This window comes from Aquihabitans sp. G128 (genome assembly GCF_019048865.1).
Classification (GTDB): Bacteria; Actinomycetota; Acidimicrobiia; order Acidimicrobiales; family Iamiaceae; genus Aquihabitans.
Genome location: NZ_CP077604.1, coordinates 1,662,452 through 1,679,513, shown reverse-complemented (window position 1 = coordinate 1,679,513; position 17,062 = coordinate 1,662,452). Strand labels below are relative to the sequence as shown.

At 72.3% G+C, this 17,062-nt stretch carries 15 protein-coding genes; 9 read left to right on the top strand and 6 right to left on the bottom strand.

Going from position 1 to position 17,062, the window contains the following annotated elements; genetic code table 11:
- Positions 1–15 precede the first annotated feature (15 nt).
- From KSP35_RS07985 to rpmA, 4 genes are read left to right on the top strand one after another with little or no spacing between them, the layout of a single operon-like run.
- Entirely contained in the window at positions 16–2,160 is a 2,145-nt protein-coding gene (locus tag KSP35_RS07985) for an Rne/Rng family ribonuclease (RefSeq protein ID WP_217000685.1), read from the top strand.
- Between the two features lie 19 nt (positions 2,161–2,179).
- On the top strand, positions 2,180–3,934 hold the full coding sequence (locus tag KSP35_RS07980; RefSeq protein WP_217000683.1) for an alkaline phosphatase: 1,755 nt from the start codon (positions 2,180–2,182) through the stop codon (positions 3,932–3,934).
- 23 nt (positions 3,935–3,957) lie between these two features.
- A complete protein-coding gene (rplU, locus tag KSP35_RS07975; protein WP_217000681.1) occupies positions 3,958–4,266 on the top strand; it encodes a 50S ribosomal protein L21 in 309 nt (102 codons plus the stop codon).
- A gap of 4 nt (positions 4,267–4,270) precedes the next feature.
- Positions 4,271–4,528, top strand: coding sequence for a 50S ribosomal protein L27 (gene rpmA, locus KSP35_RS07970; RefSeq protein ID WP_217000679.1), 258 nt, complete (start codon positions 4,271–4,273; stop codon positions 4,526–4,528).
- Between the two features lie 114 nt (positions 4,529–4,642).
- Here the strand turns inward: rpmA and KSP35_RS07965 are convergent, their stop codons facing one another.
- The gene (locus tag KSP35_RS07965; RefSeq protein ID WP_217000678.1) at positions 4,643–5,731 is read right to left on the bottom strand and encodes an HD domain-containing protein; all 1,089 of its coding nucleotides are present in this window, start codon (positions 5,729–5,731) and stop codon (positions 4,643–4,645) included.
- Between the two features lie 221 nt (positions 5,732–5,952).
- Between KSP35_RS07965 and KSP35_RS07960 the strand changes: the two genes are divergently transcribed.
- The 5 genes from KSP35_RS07960 to proB all read left to right on the top strand — a co-directional run bounded on the left by KSP35_RS07960 (position 5,953) and on the right by proB (position 11,330).
- Positions 5,953–6,558 carry a TadE/TadG family type IV pilus assembly protein gene (locus tag KSP35_RS07960; protein WP_217000676.1) on the top strand — a complete coding sequence of 202 codons (606 nt, stop codon included), beginning with the start codon at positions 5,953–5,955 and terminating at the stop codon, positions 6,556–6,558.
- Between the two features lie 68 nt (positions 6,559–6,626).
- Positions 6,627–7,181, top strand: coding sequence for a TadE/TadG family type IV pilus assembly protein (locus KSP35_RS07955; RefSeq protein WP_217000674.1), 555 nt, complete (start codon positions 6,627–6,629; stop codon positions 7,179–7,181).
- Positions 7,182–7,193: 12 nt separating this feature from the next.
- Positions 7,194–8,711, top strand: coding sequence for a pilus assembly protein TadG-related protein (locus KSP35_RS07950; RefSeq protein WP_217000672.1), 1,518 nt, complete (start codon positions 7,194–7,196; stop codon positions 8,709–8,711).
- A gap of 82 nt (positions 8,712–8,793) precedes the next feature.
- Entirely contained in the window at positions 8,794–10,038 is a 1,245-nt protein-coding gene (gene obgE, locus KSP35_RS07945) for a GTPase ObgE (RefSeq protein WP_217000670.1), read from the top strand.
- A gap of 191 nt (positions 10,039–10,229) precedes the next feature.
- Entirely contained in the window at positions 10,230–11,330 is a 1,101-nt protein-coding gene (proB, locus tag KSP35_RS07940; RefSeq protein WP_254127040.1) for a glutamate 5-kinase, read from the top strand.
- A 107-nt stretch (positions 11,331–11,437) separates the two neighbouring features.
- Here proB and KSP35_RS07935 read toward each other — a convergent pair whose 3' ends face one another.
- The 5 genes from KSP35_RS07935 to KSP35_RS07915 all read right to left on the bottom strand — a co-directional run bounded on the left by KSP35_RS07935 (position 11,438) and on the right by KSP35_RS07915 (position 17,061).
- Complete coding sequence (locus tag KSP35_RS07935; protein ID WP_217000668.1) at positions 11,438–12,274, bottom strand: PspA/IM30 family protein; 837 nt, start codon at positions 12,272–12,274, stop codon at positions 11,438–11,440.
- A gap of 68 nt (positions 12,275–12,342) precedes the next feature.
- The gene (murJ, locus tag KSP35_RS07930; protein WP_217000666.1) at positions 12,343–14,283 is read right to left on the bottom strand and encodes a murein biosynthesis integral membrane protein MurJ; all 1,941 of its coding nucleotides are present in this window, start codon (positions 14,281–14,283) and stop codon (positions 12,343–12,345) included.
- A complete protein-coding gene (locus tag KSP35_RS07925; protein ID WP_217000664.1) occupies positions 14,280–15,212 on the bottom strand; it encodes a hypothetical protein in 933 nt (310 codons plus the stop codon). Before KSP35_RS07925 ends, murJ begins: the two co-directional genes overlap by 4 nt.
- On the bottom strand, positions 15,212–15,820 hold the full coding sequence (locus tag KSP35_RS07920) for a VWA domain-containing protein (RefSeq protein ID WP_217000662.1): 609 nt from the start codon (positions 15,818–15,820) through the stop codon (positions 15,212–15,214). Before KSP35_RS07920 ends, KSP35_RS07925 begins: the two co-directional genes overlap by 1 nt.
- Positions 15,820–17,061 carry an extracellular solute-binding protein gene (locus tag KSP35_RS07915; protein ID WP_217000661.1) on the bottom strand — a complete coding sequence of 414 codons (1,242 nt, stop codon included), beginning with the start codon at positions 17,059–17,061 and terminating at the stop codon, positions 15,820–15,822. The genes KSP35_RS07920 and KSP35_RS07915 overlap by 1 nt, the downstream gene beginning before the upstream one ends.
- Position 17,062: the final 1 nt, after the last annotated feature.

Genomic DNA, 17,062 nt, shown 5'->3' with positions numbered 1-17,062 from the left:
GAAGGGATCGCACACATGACCGATACCGACGCCGGGGAACGCCCCGACCAGCCAGCGGGGTCCGAACCGGAGGCGCCCGGCGCACCCCGGCCCGCCGCTGAGCCCACGCCCGTCCCCAGCTCGGCCCCCGAGGCCCGCGACCGCCCGGTCGCCGCGGCCACGGGCGACGCCGATGGCGATGGCCCCTCCGCCGAGGCCGGCGGTGACGGTGAAGGAGGCGAAGGCGGCGCGCCGAGGCCGCGCCGCCGCGGGTCGCGCGGCGGCCGGAGCCGGAACCGCCCTCGGGCCGAAGGGGCCGAGGGCGCCGACGACCAGGACGACGTCGACGAGCCGAGCGGTGGCGACGACGAGCGGCCCGCCACCCGTCCCCGTGCGGCCCGGCCCGCTCCGGTCTCCGAGGGCGAGGACGATCGCCAGCCCGAGCTGCCGGATCGCCACCGGGAGAACCAGCCCTCGGCCGAGGCCGCCGAGGCTGCGCTCGTGCGCCGGCCCAAGATCGGCGACACGCGCCCCGCAGCCCCGGCCGACGATGCCGACGCGCCCAAGGCCGCCGCCGAGCAGGGGACCGGAGGCGCCGAGGGTGCCACCGGGGCCAAGAAGCGCCGCCGGCGGGGCGGGCGCGGGCGCGGCGGGTCCGGCGGCGGCCAGGGCGCAGCTGGCGGGCAGGCCGCACCGGCCGAGAGCGGGCAGCAGCGGGCTCGCACCGAGGGCGGCCGCGGCGACGGCGGCCGCAACGGCGACGGCGGGTCGCGCCGCGGCCAGGGCGGTCGCTCCGGGGGGCGCCCGGCGGGCACGCCGGTGACGGCCATCACCGACGACGCCCCCGTCGACCTCGACGAGAAGACGCTCAGCAAGCGGCGGGGCAAGGAGCGCAAGGGCCGTCCCGTCGGCCGCTACCTGATGGCCGTGCACGTGCAGCCGTCGGCCACCCAGATCGCCGTGCTCGAGGGCCGCTCGCTCATCGAGCACTACGTCTCCCGTCCGGCCGACGAGGTCACCCAGATCCACGGCAACATCTACCTGGGCAAGGTGCAGAACGTGCTCCCGGGCATGGAGGCGGCGTTCGTCGACATCGGCACGCCCAAGAACGCCGTGCTGTACCGCGGCGACACCCGCCACGACCCCGAGGACCTGGACCAGAAGGGCGGCGACCTGCGCATCGAGCAGATGCTCAAGGCCCGCCAGACCATCCTCTGCCAGGTCACGAAGAACCCCATCGGGGCCAAGGGCGCCCGGCTGACCCAGGAGATCTCGCTCCCGGGCCGCTTCGTGGTGCTGGTGCCGAACTCCACCACCTACGGCATCTCGAAGCGGCTGCCGGACAACGAGCGCAAGCGGCTCCGGCAGGTGCTCGACAAGGTGAAGCCGCAGGGCCACGGCCTGATCGTGCGCACCGCGGCCGAGGGCATCTCGGCGGAGGAGCTCCAGCACGACGTGGCCCGGCTGGCCAAGCAGTGGGCCGAGATCGAGGCCCTCGCCGCCAAGTCGCAGGCGCCGGCGCTGCTCTACCGCGACCCCGACCTGTCGATCCGGGTCATCCGCGAGGAGTTCAACACCGACTACCGCCAGGTGGTCATCGACGACGAGGCCGTCTACGAGCAGGTGCGCGACTACGTCCGCTCGATCTCGCCGGCCCTGGTGGAGCGGGTGGAGCTCTACGACCCCGCCGACCACGGTGGCCTGCCCATCTACGAGCACCACCACGTCCACGAGCAGCTCCACAAGGCCATCGACCGCAAGGTGTGGCTGCCCTCGGGCGGTTCGCTGATCATCGAGCGGACCGAGGCCCTGACGGTGATCGACGTGAACACCGGCAAGAACGTCGGCAAGTCGAGCCTCGAGGAGACGGTCTTCCGCAACAACCTGGAGGCCGCCGAGGAGGTGGCCCGCCAGCTGCGCCTGCGCGACATCGGCGGCATCATCGTCATCGACTTCATCGACATGGAGATCCGCGCCAACCGCGAGCAGGTCATCTCGACCTTCCGCCAGGCGCTGTCGCGGGACAAGACCCGCACCCAGGTGTTCGACATCTCCGAGCTCGGCCTGGTCGAGATGACCCGGAAGCGCATCGGGGAGGGCCTCATCGAGTCGCTGTCGTCGGGCTGCCCCACGTGCGAGGGCCGCGGCATGGTCTTCGACAAGGCCCTGCTCGGCGACTGATCGCCGCGCTGCGCCCGTCATGGCCGTGATCGAGCCTGCGCCGCCCGGCTTCCCCTACGGGGTCGCCAGCTTCGAGCCCACCACCAGCTCCGTGCTGCTCTGGACCAGGGCGCCGGACCCGTCGCCGGTCGACTGGGAGGTGGCGACCGACGTCGGCTTCACCGACGTCGTGGCCAGCGGCCGCTCCTCGGGAACGATCGAGGGCGACGAGTGCACCCACGTCGTCGATGTGACCGGCTTGCGGCCCGGGACCGACCACCACTACCGCTTCACCGCGGCCGACGGCGCGTCGGCGGCGGGTCGGACCCGCACGATCGCCGAGGGTGACCGGAGCGTTCGGCTCGGCCTGGTCTGCTGCGGCGACTACAGCGCCGGCCACTTCGCCGCCTACCGGGCCCTGGCCGAAGCCGACATCGACCTCGTGGTCCACCTCGGCGACTACGTGTACGCCGAGGTCGAAGGCGACCTCCGTCCGGTGGAGCCCGATCGCGACGCCGTCTCGCGCGACGACTACCGGAAGCGCTACGCCCAGGTGCGGAGCGACCCCGACCTCCAGGCGCTGCACCAGCGCCACCCGATGGTGGCGGTGATCGACGACCACGACCTGGCCGACAACGCCTGGGAGGGCGGCGCCAAGACCCACGACCCCGACGAGCACGGCCCGTGGGCCCCACGGCGCGATGCGGCGGCTGCCGAGCGGGCCACGTGGCTGCCCATCCGTGGCGACGGCCCGTCGGAGCGGACCGAGCGTGCGCAGTGGCGGTCGGTCCGGCTGGGCGACGTGGCCGAGCTCGTGCTCCTCGACACGCGGTTGGCGGGTCGCGACGAGCAGGCCGATGACGGGGGTCCGGCGCTGGAGGACCCGGATCGCACGATCCTGGGCGCCGCCCAGGGCCGGTGGCTGGCCGAGCGGGTCGCCGACCGGAGCCTGCCGTGGGTGGTGATCGTCAGCTCCGTGGTGGTCAACGACATGGCGATCGACCTTCCCGCCGATGCCGACGTGGACGAACCGTTCCCCTCCGGCTACTTGGTCGAGGACGGGCGGGCCATCAACACCGACGGCTGGGACGGCTACCCCGGCGAGCGTCGGCGCTTGGTCGAGGCCCTGCGCCAGCGCGGTGGCGGGGCCGTGCTCCTGTCGGGCGACGTGCACTCGGCCTGGGCGTTCGAGGGGCCGACCGACGACCTCGGCGCCGTGGCGGTCGAGCTGACCTGCCCGGCGGTCACGTCGGAGCCGATGGGGGAGATGGTCCCGGTCGTCGGCCGCGCCGTGCAGCACCTCCTGCGGGCCAAGCCCGACGTGCGGTGGGCCGACCTCTTCGCTCGCGGCCACCTCATCGTGGAGGTCGACCCGACCGCGGTGACCGGGACGTGGTGGTTCTCCGACTCGGAGGATCCGGGCTCGGTGCCGGCCCTGCAGGCGGGTGCGGCCTGGCGGACGTCGCTCGACCAGCCCGGTCGCCTCGTCGAGGTCGAGGTGCTCGCGCCGTCGCCACGCCGCGCCCGATGGCGGCGACGCCGAGGGCGTCGACGCCGGGACCGGGTCGCGCAGCGATCGGGCCGTCCCGCCGCTCGTGCCTCCCCGGCCGCCGGGGATGCTGGCGGCGGCGGCGCGCCGGCGCCGCCGGGTGCGCCTGGTCGCGGCCGCTGCGGCGGCGGCGATAGCCGTGGGCTGGAGCCAGGTCCGGAGGCCCTGACCAGCCGGGCCGCGCCCCCGGGTTGGCCTCGGGCCGCCGAGCCACCTACCATTGTCCTTCGGCCCCAGGGCCCCTGAACGAACTCGCGAAGGCAGAAACGATGTACGCAGTCATCAAGACCGGTGGGAAGCAGTACCGGGTGACCGAGGGCGACGAGCTCCAGGTCGAGAAGCTCGGTGTCACCGAGGGCGAGGTCAACCTCGTCCCCGTGCTCCTGGTCGACGGCGACACCGTCGTCTCCGCCCCGGACGCCCTGGCCGGCGCCACGGTGACCGCCAACGTGATCGGCGCCTCCAAGGGCCCGAAGATCACCGGCTTCACCTACAAGAACAAGACCAACAGCCGCAAGCACTGGGGTCATCGCCAGCACTACGCGACGATCCAGATCACCGGCATCAAGAAGGGCTGAAGCCATGTCGAAGACCAAGGGCGGCGGTTCCACCCGGAACGGCCGTGACTCCAACGCCCAGCGCCTCGGCGTGAAGGCCTACGACGGCACCGCCGTCACGGCCGGCTCCATCATCGTGCGCCAGCGCGGCACCCGCTTCCACCCCGGTGAGAACGTGGGCCGCGGCGGCGACGACACCCTCTTCGCCACGGCCGACGGCCGGGTGAAGTTCGCCCGACGGGGCGGCCGCAAGCTGGTCGACATCCTCACCGACGTCGACTGAACCGGCCGCTGCCATCCGGCGGCACGCACAAGGGGACCCCGCTCCGGCAGGGTCCCTTTTGCGTTTTGGGGCCGCGTGCCCGGCCCGTCGGGCCAGCTGGCCCGACGGCGGGCGTCAGGCCGAGCGGGGGAGGGCCCGCTCGTCCCAGCCCAACAGGTCGAGCGCGGCGCGCTGGGCGAACCGGTCGGTCATGCCCGAGACGTAGCGCACGGCGGCGGCGGTGGCCTCGGGGGACCCGCTCACCAGGCCCCGCCCGTCGGGCAGCCGCGAGGGGTGGGTGAGGTAGTACTCCGCCAGGCTGGAGATGAGGCGCGCCGCCCGCTCGGCCTGCTCGACCGCCGCCGGCCGCAGGTAGATGCGCTCGTAGTTGAACGCCCGGAAGGCGGCCAGGGCCTCGGCCTCCGGGCCCCGCAGGCCGACCACCCCGGTGGCGCCGATGGTGTCGACCATGGCGGTGATGAAGCCGTGCAGCTGCGATCGGCGGTCCGCGCCGACGACCTCGGTGACCGCCGATGGCAGTTCGGCGGTGGTGACCAGGCCGGCATCGATGGCGTCCTCGAAGTCGTGGCAGACGTAGGCGATCCGGTCGGCCCAGGCCACGACCTCGCCCTCCGGGGTGCGCGGGGCCGGGCGGTTCCACGAGTGGTTGCGGATGGCGTCCAGCGTCTCGGCGCAGAGGTTCAGCGGGGTGAGCACGACGTCGGCGCCGTAGACGGCGTGGTGGTAGCCGCCCTCGACGAACGGGGACAGGGCGCCTTCGGACGCGTGTCCGGCCGGGCCGTGGCCGCAGTCGTGGCCGGTGGCGGCGGCGGCGGTGAGCGCCACGTTGAGGCCGACGGGCCGGGCGATCGACACCGCCACCTGGCACACCTCGATGGCGTGGGTGAGGCGGGTGCGGAGGTGGTCGTCCTCGGGCTCGACGAAGACCTGGCACTTGCCGGCGAGGCGGCGGAAGGCCTTGGAGTGCTGGATGCGGTCGAGGTCGCGCTCGAAGCAGGTGCGGAACCGGTCGGGGTCCTCGGCCACCGCACGGTGGCCGGCGCCGACCGCGCGGGTGGCGCCGGGGGCCAGCACCTCGTCCTCGTGCTCCTCTCGGGCCGCCCGCTCCGGCAGGAGCTGGCCCGGCGCCGACACGGCGATGGGGGCGTGGGCGACCGCCAGGTCGGCGGGGAGCGCAGGAGGGTTCGCGGGCACGGCTTCCATCACCCCCAACCCTACGGAGCGGGGCTGACGGCCCGGCGGACCGCCGCCGGTCACGGTCGGCGCGATGCCCGTCGCTCACGCTGGGTGGGCCTGCTCAGCGTCCGATCACGTTCTGTGGAGTTCTGCTCACGAACCGGCCGCGACGTGCCGATGTGAGCGGGGTGCAACTCGGTCATCGCCATCGCCGCGTGGTCCCCAGCCGTCCCCCAGCGGCGAGTTGGGTGGGCCGGGCGCGCCAGCGCGCTCGGGACAACCGGGGCCTGGCCGTGGTGGAGGCGGCGTTCATCACGCCCGTCTTCTTCGTGATGGTCATGGGGATCATCGAGTTCGGGCTGACCATGAACGACTACCTGGCCCTGGCCAACACGGTGCGGGCCGGCACCCGGGTGGCCAGCGCCTCGGGCAATGACGTCTACGCCGACTACGGGATCCTCCGGGCCGTGGCCCGAGAGAGCGCAGCCATCCCGAAGGGTTCGATCACCAGGATCGTGGTCTACAAGGCGGCGGCGTTCGGCGAGGAGCCCACCTCCACCTGCCAGGCCGGGAGCCCGTCGGCCGGCGTCGGCACCGCCAAGACGGGTGCCTGCAACGTGTACACCACCGCGGCCTTCGCCAAGACCAAGGACAAGTTCGGCTGCGTGAGCACCGAGAACCTCGACCGGTACTGGTGCCCGACGACCCGCAAGGTGACGCTGACGTCGGGCGGCGCCGACTACGTGGGCGTGTGGATGCAGATCGACCACCAGACCGTCACCCGCCTGTTCCTCACCGTCCAGACGCTCACCGACCAGTCGGTCATCCAGCTCGAGCCGCGGGTCGTGCAGTGACGCGGTCGTTCAGCCACCACGCCGGTCGCCGGCCGGGCCGTGGGCCCAGGCGCCGCGAGCGCGGGGCCGTGCTCGTCGAGCTGGCCCTGGTGTCGGTCCTCCTGCTCACCATCGCCGCCGGCACCTACGACTACGGCATGGCCTGGCGCGCCGGCCTGGCCGGCACCGAGGCCGCCCGCACCGGCGCCCGGGTGGGCTCGGCCCAGGCCGACGCCGTGGGCGCCGACTTCGCCCTCCTGTCCGGCACCCGTTCGGCGCTGGCCTCGTCGGGCCAGCTCAGCAACGTGACCCGAGTGGTCATCTACCAGTCGTCGACGACGACCGGCGAGGTGCCGGCGAACTGCAAGACCACCACCAGCTCGAGCATCTCCGAGAAGTGCAACATCCTCACCGGGGCCCAGTTCCGGGCCATGCCGACCGCGGTGGGCACCGGCACGCTCGACTCGAAGGGCTGCATCGCGGCGTCCCAGACCCGCAACTGGTGCCCGACGGATCGCAACGGCGTGCAGCTCACCGCCGACTACCTGGGGGTCTGGGTGCAGCTCAACTACTCGTACCAGTTCCGCCTGGTCGGCACGACCAGGTCCATCGAACGTGATGCCGTCATGCGGCTCGAGCCCTAGGAGCAGAGCCTGATGCACCTCAGCCACCAGCCCCGACGCCACCCGCTCGCCAGCACCGAGCGCGCCCAGCACGAGCGCGGCTACGTGATGGTCACCTTCGCCCTCCTCCTCGTGCCGCTGCTGCTCATGGTCGGCCTCTCGGTCGACGTCGGCGGCTGGTACAACCGCTCCTCGGACATCCAGAAGGCCGCCGACGCCGCGGCGCTGGCGGGCGTGGTGTGGCTGCCGGACGTGGCCAAGGCCACCACCTACGCCAAGGAGGCCGCCAAGCGCAACGGCTACGAGGACGGCGTCAACAACATCTCCGTGACCGTGGCGCAGATCAGCGACCGCCGCCTGCGGGTGACCATCAAGGACGCCAAGGTCAACAGCTTCTTCTACCAGAAGATCGGTGGATCGACGATCGACCTGTCGCGCAAGGGGACCGCCGAGTACGTGCTCCCGGTGCCCCTCGGCAGCCCGGAGAACCGCCTCGGCAACGACCCCACGGCCTCGCCGGCGTACACCCCGAACCTGTGGGCCTCGATCTCGGCGCCCTACACCGACCGGGCCAACGGCGATCCGTACAGCACCAAGTGCGCCAACGGCACGAGCGGCACCAGCTGCGGCAACGGCAACATCGAGTACCGCAACTACGGCTACCTCTACATCGTCGACGTCCCGGCCTCTGCGGTGGGCCAGACGCTCAAGGTGGAGGTGTACGACGCCGGCCACTACGCCCGCTCGAACTACCCGAACGTGGAGACCGCCGACAACGGCACGGTCAACACCCAGTTCGAGCTGTTCTCGCCGGACGACACGCCGCTCAACACCCTCGACGGCCTGACCTCGAGCTACTCCCAGGAGGGCGACTGCTCCGCAGGGCCGGGCCGGCTCTACCTGGCGAGCGGCGCCTCGGCCACCACCTACCAGAACAAGTGGGCCACCCTCTGCCAGGTCAACGTCACCAAGGCCGGGCAGTGGGTCCTGCAGGTGAAGTCGTCGAACATCAGCGGGGTCACCGACTCCGGCAGCGGCTGGAACCAGTTCTCGCTCCGGTCGAGCCTCTCGGGATCGGTCCAGCCGCAGCTCTACACCGTCGGCGACCTCTCGCTGTTCAACAACCTCCCCGGCCAGACCGGCAACATCAACTCCACCTTCTACCTGGCCAAGATCGAGTCCCAGCACGCCGGCAAGACCCTCCAGGTCTCGCTGTTCGACCCGGGTGACGGCCTGTCGGGCACGTACTACGTCAACCTGCTGGGGCCGGGCGGCACCACCCAGGCCTGCAACTACGGCGAACGGGGGACCACCAAGGTGGCGCTGTCGAACTGCCGGATCCAGACCCGAACATCGGCCGGCGTCAACACCTACAACGGCAAGTGGCTCGACATCGACATCGTCCTGCCGAACAACTACTCGTGCACCACCGACTGCTGGTGGAAGGTGAAGTACGAGTTCGTGGGCGTCACCTCCGGCAACTCGCCGAACGACCGCACCGTCTGGGCCGCCCGCGTCATCGGCGACCCGGTCCACCTCATCGAGGAGTAGCCCGCTCGCCGGCGTCCGCCGCACCCGATCCCCTGGCTCCGACCCGGGGGCCGGGGGTGGCCGCCCGGTAGCGTGGTGCGCCATGTCCGGATTCGTCGACGAAGCCCAACTCAACGTGCGGGGCGGCGACGGCGGAGCCGGAGCGGTGTCGGTGCGCCGCGAGGCCCACGTGCCGCTCGGTGGTCCCGACGGCGGCGACGGCGGCAAGGGCGGCGACATCTGGCTGGTGGCGGACCGGAACGTGTCCTCCCTGCTGGCCTTCAAGGACCACCCGCACCGCCGGGCCACCAGCGGCGCCCACGGACAGGGCAAGAAGAAGCACGGCGCCGGCGGCATCGACCTCGTGGTGGCCGTGCCCGAGGGCACCACGGTGCACGACCAGGACGGCCAGCTCCTCGCCGACCTGGTGCGGGCCGGCGATCGCTGGCTCGCTGCGGCCGGCGGCCGGGGCGGGCGGGGCAACGCCCGCTTCCTCTCGAACCGCCGCCGGGCCCCGTCGTTCGCCGAGCAGGGCGAGGAGGGCCAGGAGCGCTGGCTGAACCTCGAGCTCAAGCTGCTGGCCGACGTCGCCCTCGTCGGCTTCCCGAACGTGGGCAAGAGCACGCTCATCTCCCGCATCTCGGCGGCCAAGCCGAAGATCGCCGACTACCCGTTCACCACGCTGGAGCCCAACCTCGGCGTGGTCCGCCTCGACGAGGGCGACGAGATCGTGGTGGCCGACATCCCCGGCCTCATCGAGGGGGCCAGCGAGGGGCGCGGCCTCGGCCACCAGTTCCTGCGCCACATCGAGCGGGCCCGGGCCCTGGCCATCCTCATCGACCTGGCGCCGACCGCCGAGCTCGAGCCCGCCGAGCAGGAGCGGATCCTGCTCGCCGAGCTCCAGGGCTACCGCCCCGAGCTGCTGGACCGGCCACGCGTCCTGGTGGGCTCCAAGGCCGACATCGCCGATGTCGACCGGGCCGCGAACTGGGACGGGCCCACGTTCTCCGCCGTCACCGGCGAGGGCATCCCGCAGCTGGTGGGGGCCATGGCCGACGCCGTGCGCTCGGCCCGCTCCGCGCTGCCCGAGCCCGAGCCCTTCGTGGTCCACCACCCCCAGCCCGAGGGCCTCACCATCGAGCGCATCGACACCGGCGCCTACGTCGTGCACGGCCGCGCCGCCGAGCGGGCCGTCGCCCTGTCCGACATCACCAACCTCGAGGCCCTCGCCTACGTCCAGGAGCGCCTGAAGCGCCTCGGCGTCGACAAGGCCCTCGCCAAGGCCGGGGCCAAGGACGGCGACCCCGTCCACATCGGCAAGTTCTCCTTCGACTACCTGGCCGAGTAGCTGGCGGCTTCGCCGCCACTCGCGCCCCGTCGAACTTTGGGTCTGAGGCCCGTGCGCGCGGGGGCGTGGGACCCAAAGTTCGGGGAGGGGCGGCTGGGCGGTGGGCGGGGCGGGGCTCGGGGGCCCGCCGGGACGGTGGTCGCAGGGCAACGGGTTCGACTCGGGGCGGTCCGGGCGGGCAACCTCTCCGGGTGACGCAGGTGGTGGTGGCCAAGATCGGGACCTCGTCGATCACCGATGACCAAGGGGAGATCGACGCCGCCGCGGTGGCCAAGTTCTGCGCCGAGGTGGCGGCGCTGCGCGAGGCCGGACACCGCGTGGTGGCGGTGACCTCGGGGGCCATCGCCGCCGGCCTGCCGGCCATCGGCCTGGGTGGCGATCGCCGCCCGAGCGACTCGGTGACCCTGCAGGCGGCGTCGGCCATCGGCCAGAGCCGGCTCATGCGGGTCTACGACGACTGCTTCGCCGCCCACGGCCTGGTGGCCGGCCAGGTCATGCTGGCGCCGCTCGACTTCGGCATCCGTCGCCAGTACCTGCACGCCCGCAGCACGCTGCTGCGGCTCCTGGAGCTGGGCGTGGTCCCCGTGGTCAACGAGAACGACGCCATCGCCGACGACGAGATCCGCTTCGGCGACAACGACCGGCTCAGCGCCCTGGTGGCCCACCTGATCGGGGCCGACGTGCTGGTGCTGCTCACGGACGCCGCCGGCCTGCTCACGGCCGATCCCCGCATCGACACCTCGGCCTCGCTGATCGAGGAGATCGTCGAGTTCGACGCCGAGCTCGAAGCCCTGGCCGGCGGCACGGGCACGGTGCGGGGGAGCGGCGGCATGGCGTCGAAGGTGGCGGCGGCCAAGATGGCCTCCTGGTCGGGCGTGCGGGCCGTGATCGCCGCCGCCCACCGCGAGGGCGTGCTGGCCGACGCGGTGGCGTCGGTTCCGGGCGTCGGCACGGTGGTGCACCCTCGGGCGCAGCGCATGGGCGCCCGCAAGCTCTGGATCGCCTTCGCGGTCGACACCACCGGGAGGGTGCTCGTCGACGAGGGCGCCCAGCGGGCCCTGCTGGAGCGAGGCGTGTCGCTGCTGCCCGCCGGCGTGGTCGAGGTCGAGGGCCGGTTCGTGGCCGACGAAGCGGTGGAGATCGTGGGCCCCGACGGGACCACCTTCGCCAAGGGCCTGGCCCGGGTGTCGGCCACGGACCTCCGGGCCACCGCCGGGCGGCGCTCGGCCGACCTGCCCGAGGGCCTGTCGCACGTCGTCGTCCACCGCGACGACCTCGTCATCGTCCCCTAGCTGGTCGCTGCGACGAGCGCGCCAGGGCCTGGACGCGCCGCTGGCGCCGACCGGGGCCGGCGCCAGCGAACGGGCGGTGCGGGTGGGACGGCCCGGGGGCCAGCCGATCAGACGCCGGGGGAGGCCTGCGGCTCGGCCGGAGGCTCCGTGGCAGGCTGGGTGGCCGGGGCGGTGGCGGGCTCGGTGGCCGGCGCCGCCACGGGAGCGGCCGGTGCCGCCTCGTCGACGATGCCGAGCTCGGAGCGGATGGAGGCCAGGCGATCCTGGGCCTCGAAGTTGGCGGCCGCGTTCTCGATCTCGATCATGCGGGTCTCGGTGGAGGCCTCGGTCAGCTCGCTCATGCCCTTGGCCCGGGCGTAGCGCTGCTCGATCTTGTCCCGGACCTCGTTGAGGGTGGGGACCTCTTGGCCGACCGTCTCCGACAGCGACGACATGGCCTTGTTCATCTGCTCTTGCATCTTGGCCTGCTCGAGCTGGCCAAGGAGCTTGTTGCGCTCGGTGAGCTTCTTCTGGAGGAGCTGGCCGTTCTGGGCCACGGCGGCCTTGGCCTGGTCGGCAGCCTGGGTGGCGCTGTAGTGCATGGTCTTCATCTCTTCGACCTGCGCCTCGACCGAGATGAGCTGGGTGGCGATGGTCTCGGCCGCCCGGGTGTACTCGGTGGCCTTGGCGCTGTCGCCGGACTTGGCCGCCTGGTCGGCCATCTTCACGGCCTGGCGGGCGTTGGCGTTGAGCTTCTCGAGCTGCTCCATGGCCCGGTTCAGCTGCATCTCGGTCTGCTTGGACTGGGCGATGACGTTGGCCGCGTGCTCCTTGAGCTGGCGGTGCTGGTCCTGGGCCTCGGTGATGGCCTGCTCCAGCTGGATCTTGGGATCCGCCTTCTCGTTGAACTTCTGGTTCGCCCCAGCCGTCACGTAGTTCCAGAACCGTCGGAAGAACTTGATCATGCGGTGAGCCTAAACGAGGTTCCTCGACGCAGCGCCCGCACCGCAGCCCACCTGGGCTCGGGGCGGCCTCAGGCGAAGCGGCGCAGGACGGGCAGCCGGGCCATGAGCTCGCTGATGCCGTCGATGCGGGCCACCCAGATGGCGGCGAAGTACACCACCACGCCGAGCACCGCGGCGCCGACGGCGGTGCCCAGGGCGATGGGCAGCGATCCCGGAGAGACCAGGACGAGCAGGCCGAACACCACGCAGCCCATGACCCCGGCGGCCAGCAGCAGCTGGAACCAGGTGCGAGCCAGCGCCCGCCAGTCGAAGCCGGGGCTGCGCCGGGTGAGGATGGCCACCGAGACCACGGCGGCCACCGTGTACGCCACCGCGAACGAGAGGGCGAGGCCCACCACGCCCCACCAGCGCACGAAGGCCACCGCGGTCACGACGTTGACGAGGTTCTCGAAGCAGTTGATGAGGAACGGCAGGCGGGTGTCCTTCATCGCGTAGAAGGCACGTAGCGAGTACAGGTACGAGGAGAAGCCGGGCAGGCCGACGGCGAAGGCGGCGACCACCCCGGTGATGTCGAAGAAGGTCTGCACGTTGCCCGTGCCTGCGAACGTGCGGTAGTCGAGTCCCTTGGGCAGGGCGATGTAGCCGATGGCGGCGGGGATGACGAGCAGGCCGATGAGCCGGAAGCCCAGCAGCAGCTGGTCGTTGAAGTCCTTGCGGTCGCCCCGGGCGTCGGCCCGGCCGAGCAGGGGCTCGAAGGTGACCATGATCGACACCGCCAGCAGGCCGTGGGGGAGCTGGAAGAACTGGAAGGCGGTCTGGTACTGGGTGGAGCCGCCCGAGCCGGGCTTGGCCAGGATGGTGGTGAAGATGCCGGCGATCTGGTTGGCGATCACGTAGCCGAAGGTCCAGCCGGAGAGCCGCACCGCCCGGCGCACCGCCGGGTGCTTCAGGTCGAAGTTGAAGCGGAAGCCGATGTCGGCCCGCCGGATCGACGGGTACAGCGCCAGGGCCATCACCGCGATGCCCGCGGTGGTGCCGATGCCCAGGATCAGGATGAGGCTGCGGTCGTGCAGCGCGTCGGCGAGCGTCGGCTTGCCCGTGGTCGTGCGCCAGACGGCGGCCAGGGTGGCGATGGCGATGACGTTGTTGAGCACGGGCGCCCACGCGGCGGCCAGGAACCGCTGTCGGGAGTTCAGGACGGCGGACCAGAGCGCCATGAGCCCGTAGAAGAAGACTTGCGGGGCGAAGAGCAGCGCGAGCGGGATGCCGACGGCGACGTAGTCGTGGCGGTCCGCCGACGGCGAGCCGGTCGAGAGCAGGGCCATGATCCCGGGGCTGGCCACCGCCGCGACGAGCGTGACCACCACCAGCGCCACCATGGCGAAGGAGATGATCGCCGAGGTGGCGCCGTCCTTGCCGCCGTGCTCGAGGTCGTCGGTGAACAGCGGGACGAGGGTGGCGGTGAGCACCCCGCCGAGGATCAGCTCGTAGATGATGTTGGGCGTGGTGTTGGCGTTGATGTAGGCGTCGGACAGCGACTTGGCCAGCAGGCCGACGATGAGGGTGGTGCGCAGCAGGCCGGTGAGGCGCGACACCGCGGTGCCGCTGGCCACGAAGAGGTTGTTGCGCAGGAGCCGGCTGGGCGGACGGGGGGCCGGCGTGGCGTCCTCGGTGGTGGCCACCGCGGTGGCCGTGCCGTCCGGCGCCGGCTCCGGATCGGTGACCCACAGGTCGTCGTCGAGGTCGTCGGACCAGAGCAGGGCGTCGGGGTCCGCCGGGTGATCGCCGTCGGGCTCGGCCACCACCACCGGCACCTGCCCGGTGGGCGGTTGCCAGGGGGCCGCGGCGAACGACTCGAGGTGGGGGATGACGATCGGGTCGGGGCGCCCGAGCGCGCCGATGGTCCGGGGCCGGACCACCTGGCGCGGCTCGGCGCTGACGCCGGGGGTGACGGTGCGGGGCCGGTGGACGCCGTCGCGGCCGGGCGGGCCGACGGGATCCGGCGTCACGAGCCGGGGGAGGCCTGGCTCTGGCCGGCCTCGCCGGCGGAGGGGAGCGGTGGCGGGGTCAGCGGATCTCGTGCCGGGGGCGGCGGGAGGTGGGGCGCACCGGCCGCCGGCGCCGGGCCGGCGGGCTCGGCACCGGGGGTGGCCACGTCGGGCGCGCCGGTGGTGCCGGCGCCGGCGCCGTCGACGTCCTCGATGGCCAGGCGCAGCGACTCGAGGTCCTCGACGATGTCGTCCATGTCCTCGCCGAGGGCGTCGGCGTCCTCGAGGCGGTTCGAGACCGACAGCTCGATGGCCTTGGTGACGCTCTCGTCGAGGCGGGCGTTCAGCAGGGCGAGCTCGTCACGGGTCCGCGCCACCAGGGCATCGAGGCGGCCGGCGCTCTGCAGCTGGCTCTGCAGCGCCGAGATGGTGCTGGCCTGGGTGGCGTTGGGCGGGTTGCCGGCCATGGCGTCGGTGGTCTGCTTGAGCTCCCACTGCGCCTCGCGGTCGTTGATGCGCTTGCGGGCGTCGGCCAGCAGCTGGCCCTGCTGGGCCACCTGCCAGCACTCGGAGATGGCTTCCTCGATCTGGCCCGAGACCGTGGTCATGGTGTCGAGCAGCGGCCCCTTCCGGAAGGACCTCACGGCATCGTCGAAGCGGGCCTGGGAGCGGACCGCCTCCTGCACGGCGCGGCGCCAGGGGTCGGTGAGGGCGAAGGGATCGATGCGGATGCCCTTGCCCTTCTTGGGCATGGCCAGCGCCACCCGGCCGCCGTAGCCGACCGCTCCGCCCACCACCGCGCCCAGCACCGCCAGCGGGATGCTCAGCGGTGCCGTGGCCACCACGCCCACCGCGGCACCGACACCCAGGGCCAGGATGGCGCTGGGCGAGGTCACGGCGCGCGACACCGGCGGCGAGAAGAACCGGTCGCGGAAGCTGAGCGACGCCATCAGAAGTTGGACACCACCGCGGTGAACACCTTGGTGATCGTCTCGGGGTTGCTGGCGTCGTAGGCCGCCGCGTTGGTGGCCTCGGCGATGTCCTGGAGCACGTCGAGGTCGGCGCTCTTGCCGTAGGCGATCGGGAAGATCCGGATGGGCTTGGCGCTCTCGCCGTTGGTGGACCGGCGCAGGTCGGCGAGCAGCGACGACAGCTGCTGGTCGTCGTCGCCGGTGTCGCCGTCGTCGTTCTGCCCGTCGGTGAGCAGCACGATGGCGTTGATCCGGCTCGCGTCGTAGCTCGACACCATGTCGGCGAACGCCTGGTCCGTGACGTCGTAGAGCGGCGTGGCGTTCAGCGGGAACTGGTCGCGGATGGCCGAGGCGAGGCGCTCCCGGTTCGTGGACATGGGCTGCAGCGGCAGCACGTTCTCGAAGTTGGCCTGGCCGTCGGGCCCCAGGCCGGTGGTGAAGATGCGCAGGCCGACCTCGTCGTCGCTCTTGAACTCGCCGAGCGACTCGATGGCGGCCTTCTTGGCCAGGTCGAGCTTGGTGGGCCCGGCGGGATCGTCCGGGTCGGCCGGGTCCTTCATGGAGCCGGAGACGTCGAGCACGAGCATCACGCGCCCCCCTTGCGCTGCTCGCGCCACTTCTTCAGCAGCGAGAGCATGACCGGCGGGTCCGGGACCTGCAGGAGCGTGGAGGGCTGGTCGGGGTCGACCCCGTTGGCCTTGGTGATGGGGCTGCCGACCTTCACGTCCGGGTTGCCGGGGCGGAACCCGTACTCCAGCACCTGCTTCTGGCTGGAGGTGGTCTGGATGAAGTCGATGAACTTCTTCGCGCCCTGCTGCTCGGCCTCGTCGACCCACGGCGCGTCGACCACGTACATCGGGCTGTCGCTGTAGAGCGTGCCCTCCTTCGGGTAGATCGCCACCAGCGGGACCCGGGGCTTGCGGGGCTTCTCTCCTGGGTCGAGCACGCCGTCGGGGTTGCCCTGGTTGTAGTCGATCACCGACTTCTCCTCGACGGCCACGGCCGACGCGTAGAGCAGCGACGTGCCCTCCCGGTCGGTGCGGAACCAGTTGTTGAGGAACGTCATGGTGATGTCGCCGTAGTGGACCACCGACGACTCGACGTCGGCCGCCAGCTGCTCGACCTTGGCGTCCTCGAGGTCCTCCTTGGACAGGCCGCGGGTCTTGCCGGTGGCGGCGTAGGCCTGGCCGATGAGGGCGGAGAGGCCGCTGGTGGAGAAGTTCGGGTTGGTCTTGCCGAGCTTGAAGGCGCCCCACTCGGGGTGGCCGTAGGCGGCCCAGCCCTCCTTGGACGTGGCCAGGCGGGCGATGTCGGCCCAGCCCACCGGCTTGCCGGGGTACCCGAGGGCGTTGGCCATGGGCTCGGGCATGGCGATCACCAGCGGGGTCAGCTGGAACGAGACGGCGTCGCCCACCATGGCCGGCTTGCCGTCGTCGGCCAGGCGCTGGTTGAGGATCTGCCCCCAGCTCGATGCCGCGGGCGACCAGATGACCGGGCGCTCCCCCTCGCCGGTCTCCGGCCAGGTGGTGGCCAGCAGGTCCGTGGCGCCGCCGGAGGCCTTCGAGTACGGGCGGGCGAAGGCGCAGCCGTCGCCGAGCTCGGCGGACTTCGAGCCGTTGAACGACTTCGCCAAGGCGTTCATGAGGTCGATCTTCTCCGACGACACCGCGATGTCGACCACCGTGCAGTCGCCCGGGTCGCCCAGCCCGTCGGCGCCCTCGCCGGAGCTGCCGCTCCCGCTGCTGCAGCTGGCGGCGAGCAGCCCGGCGGCCAGCGCCACCGCGGTCAGCCGCAGGCGCCGCTTCGGTCCAACGTTCTGGGTGCTCATG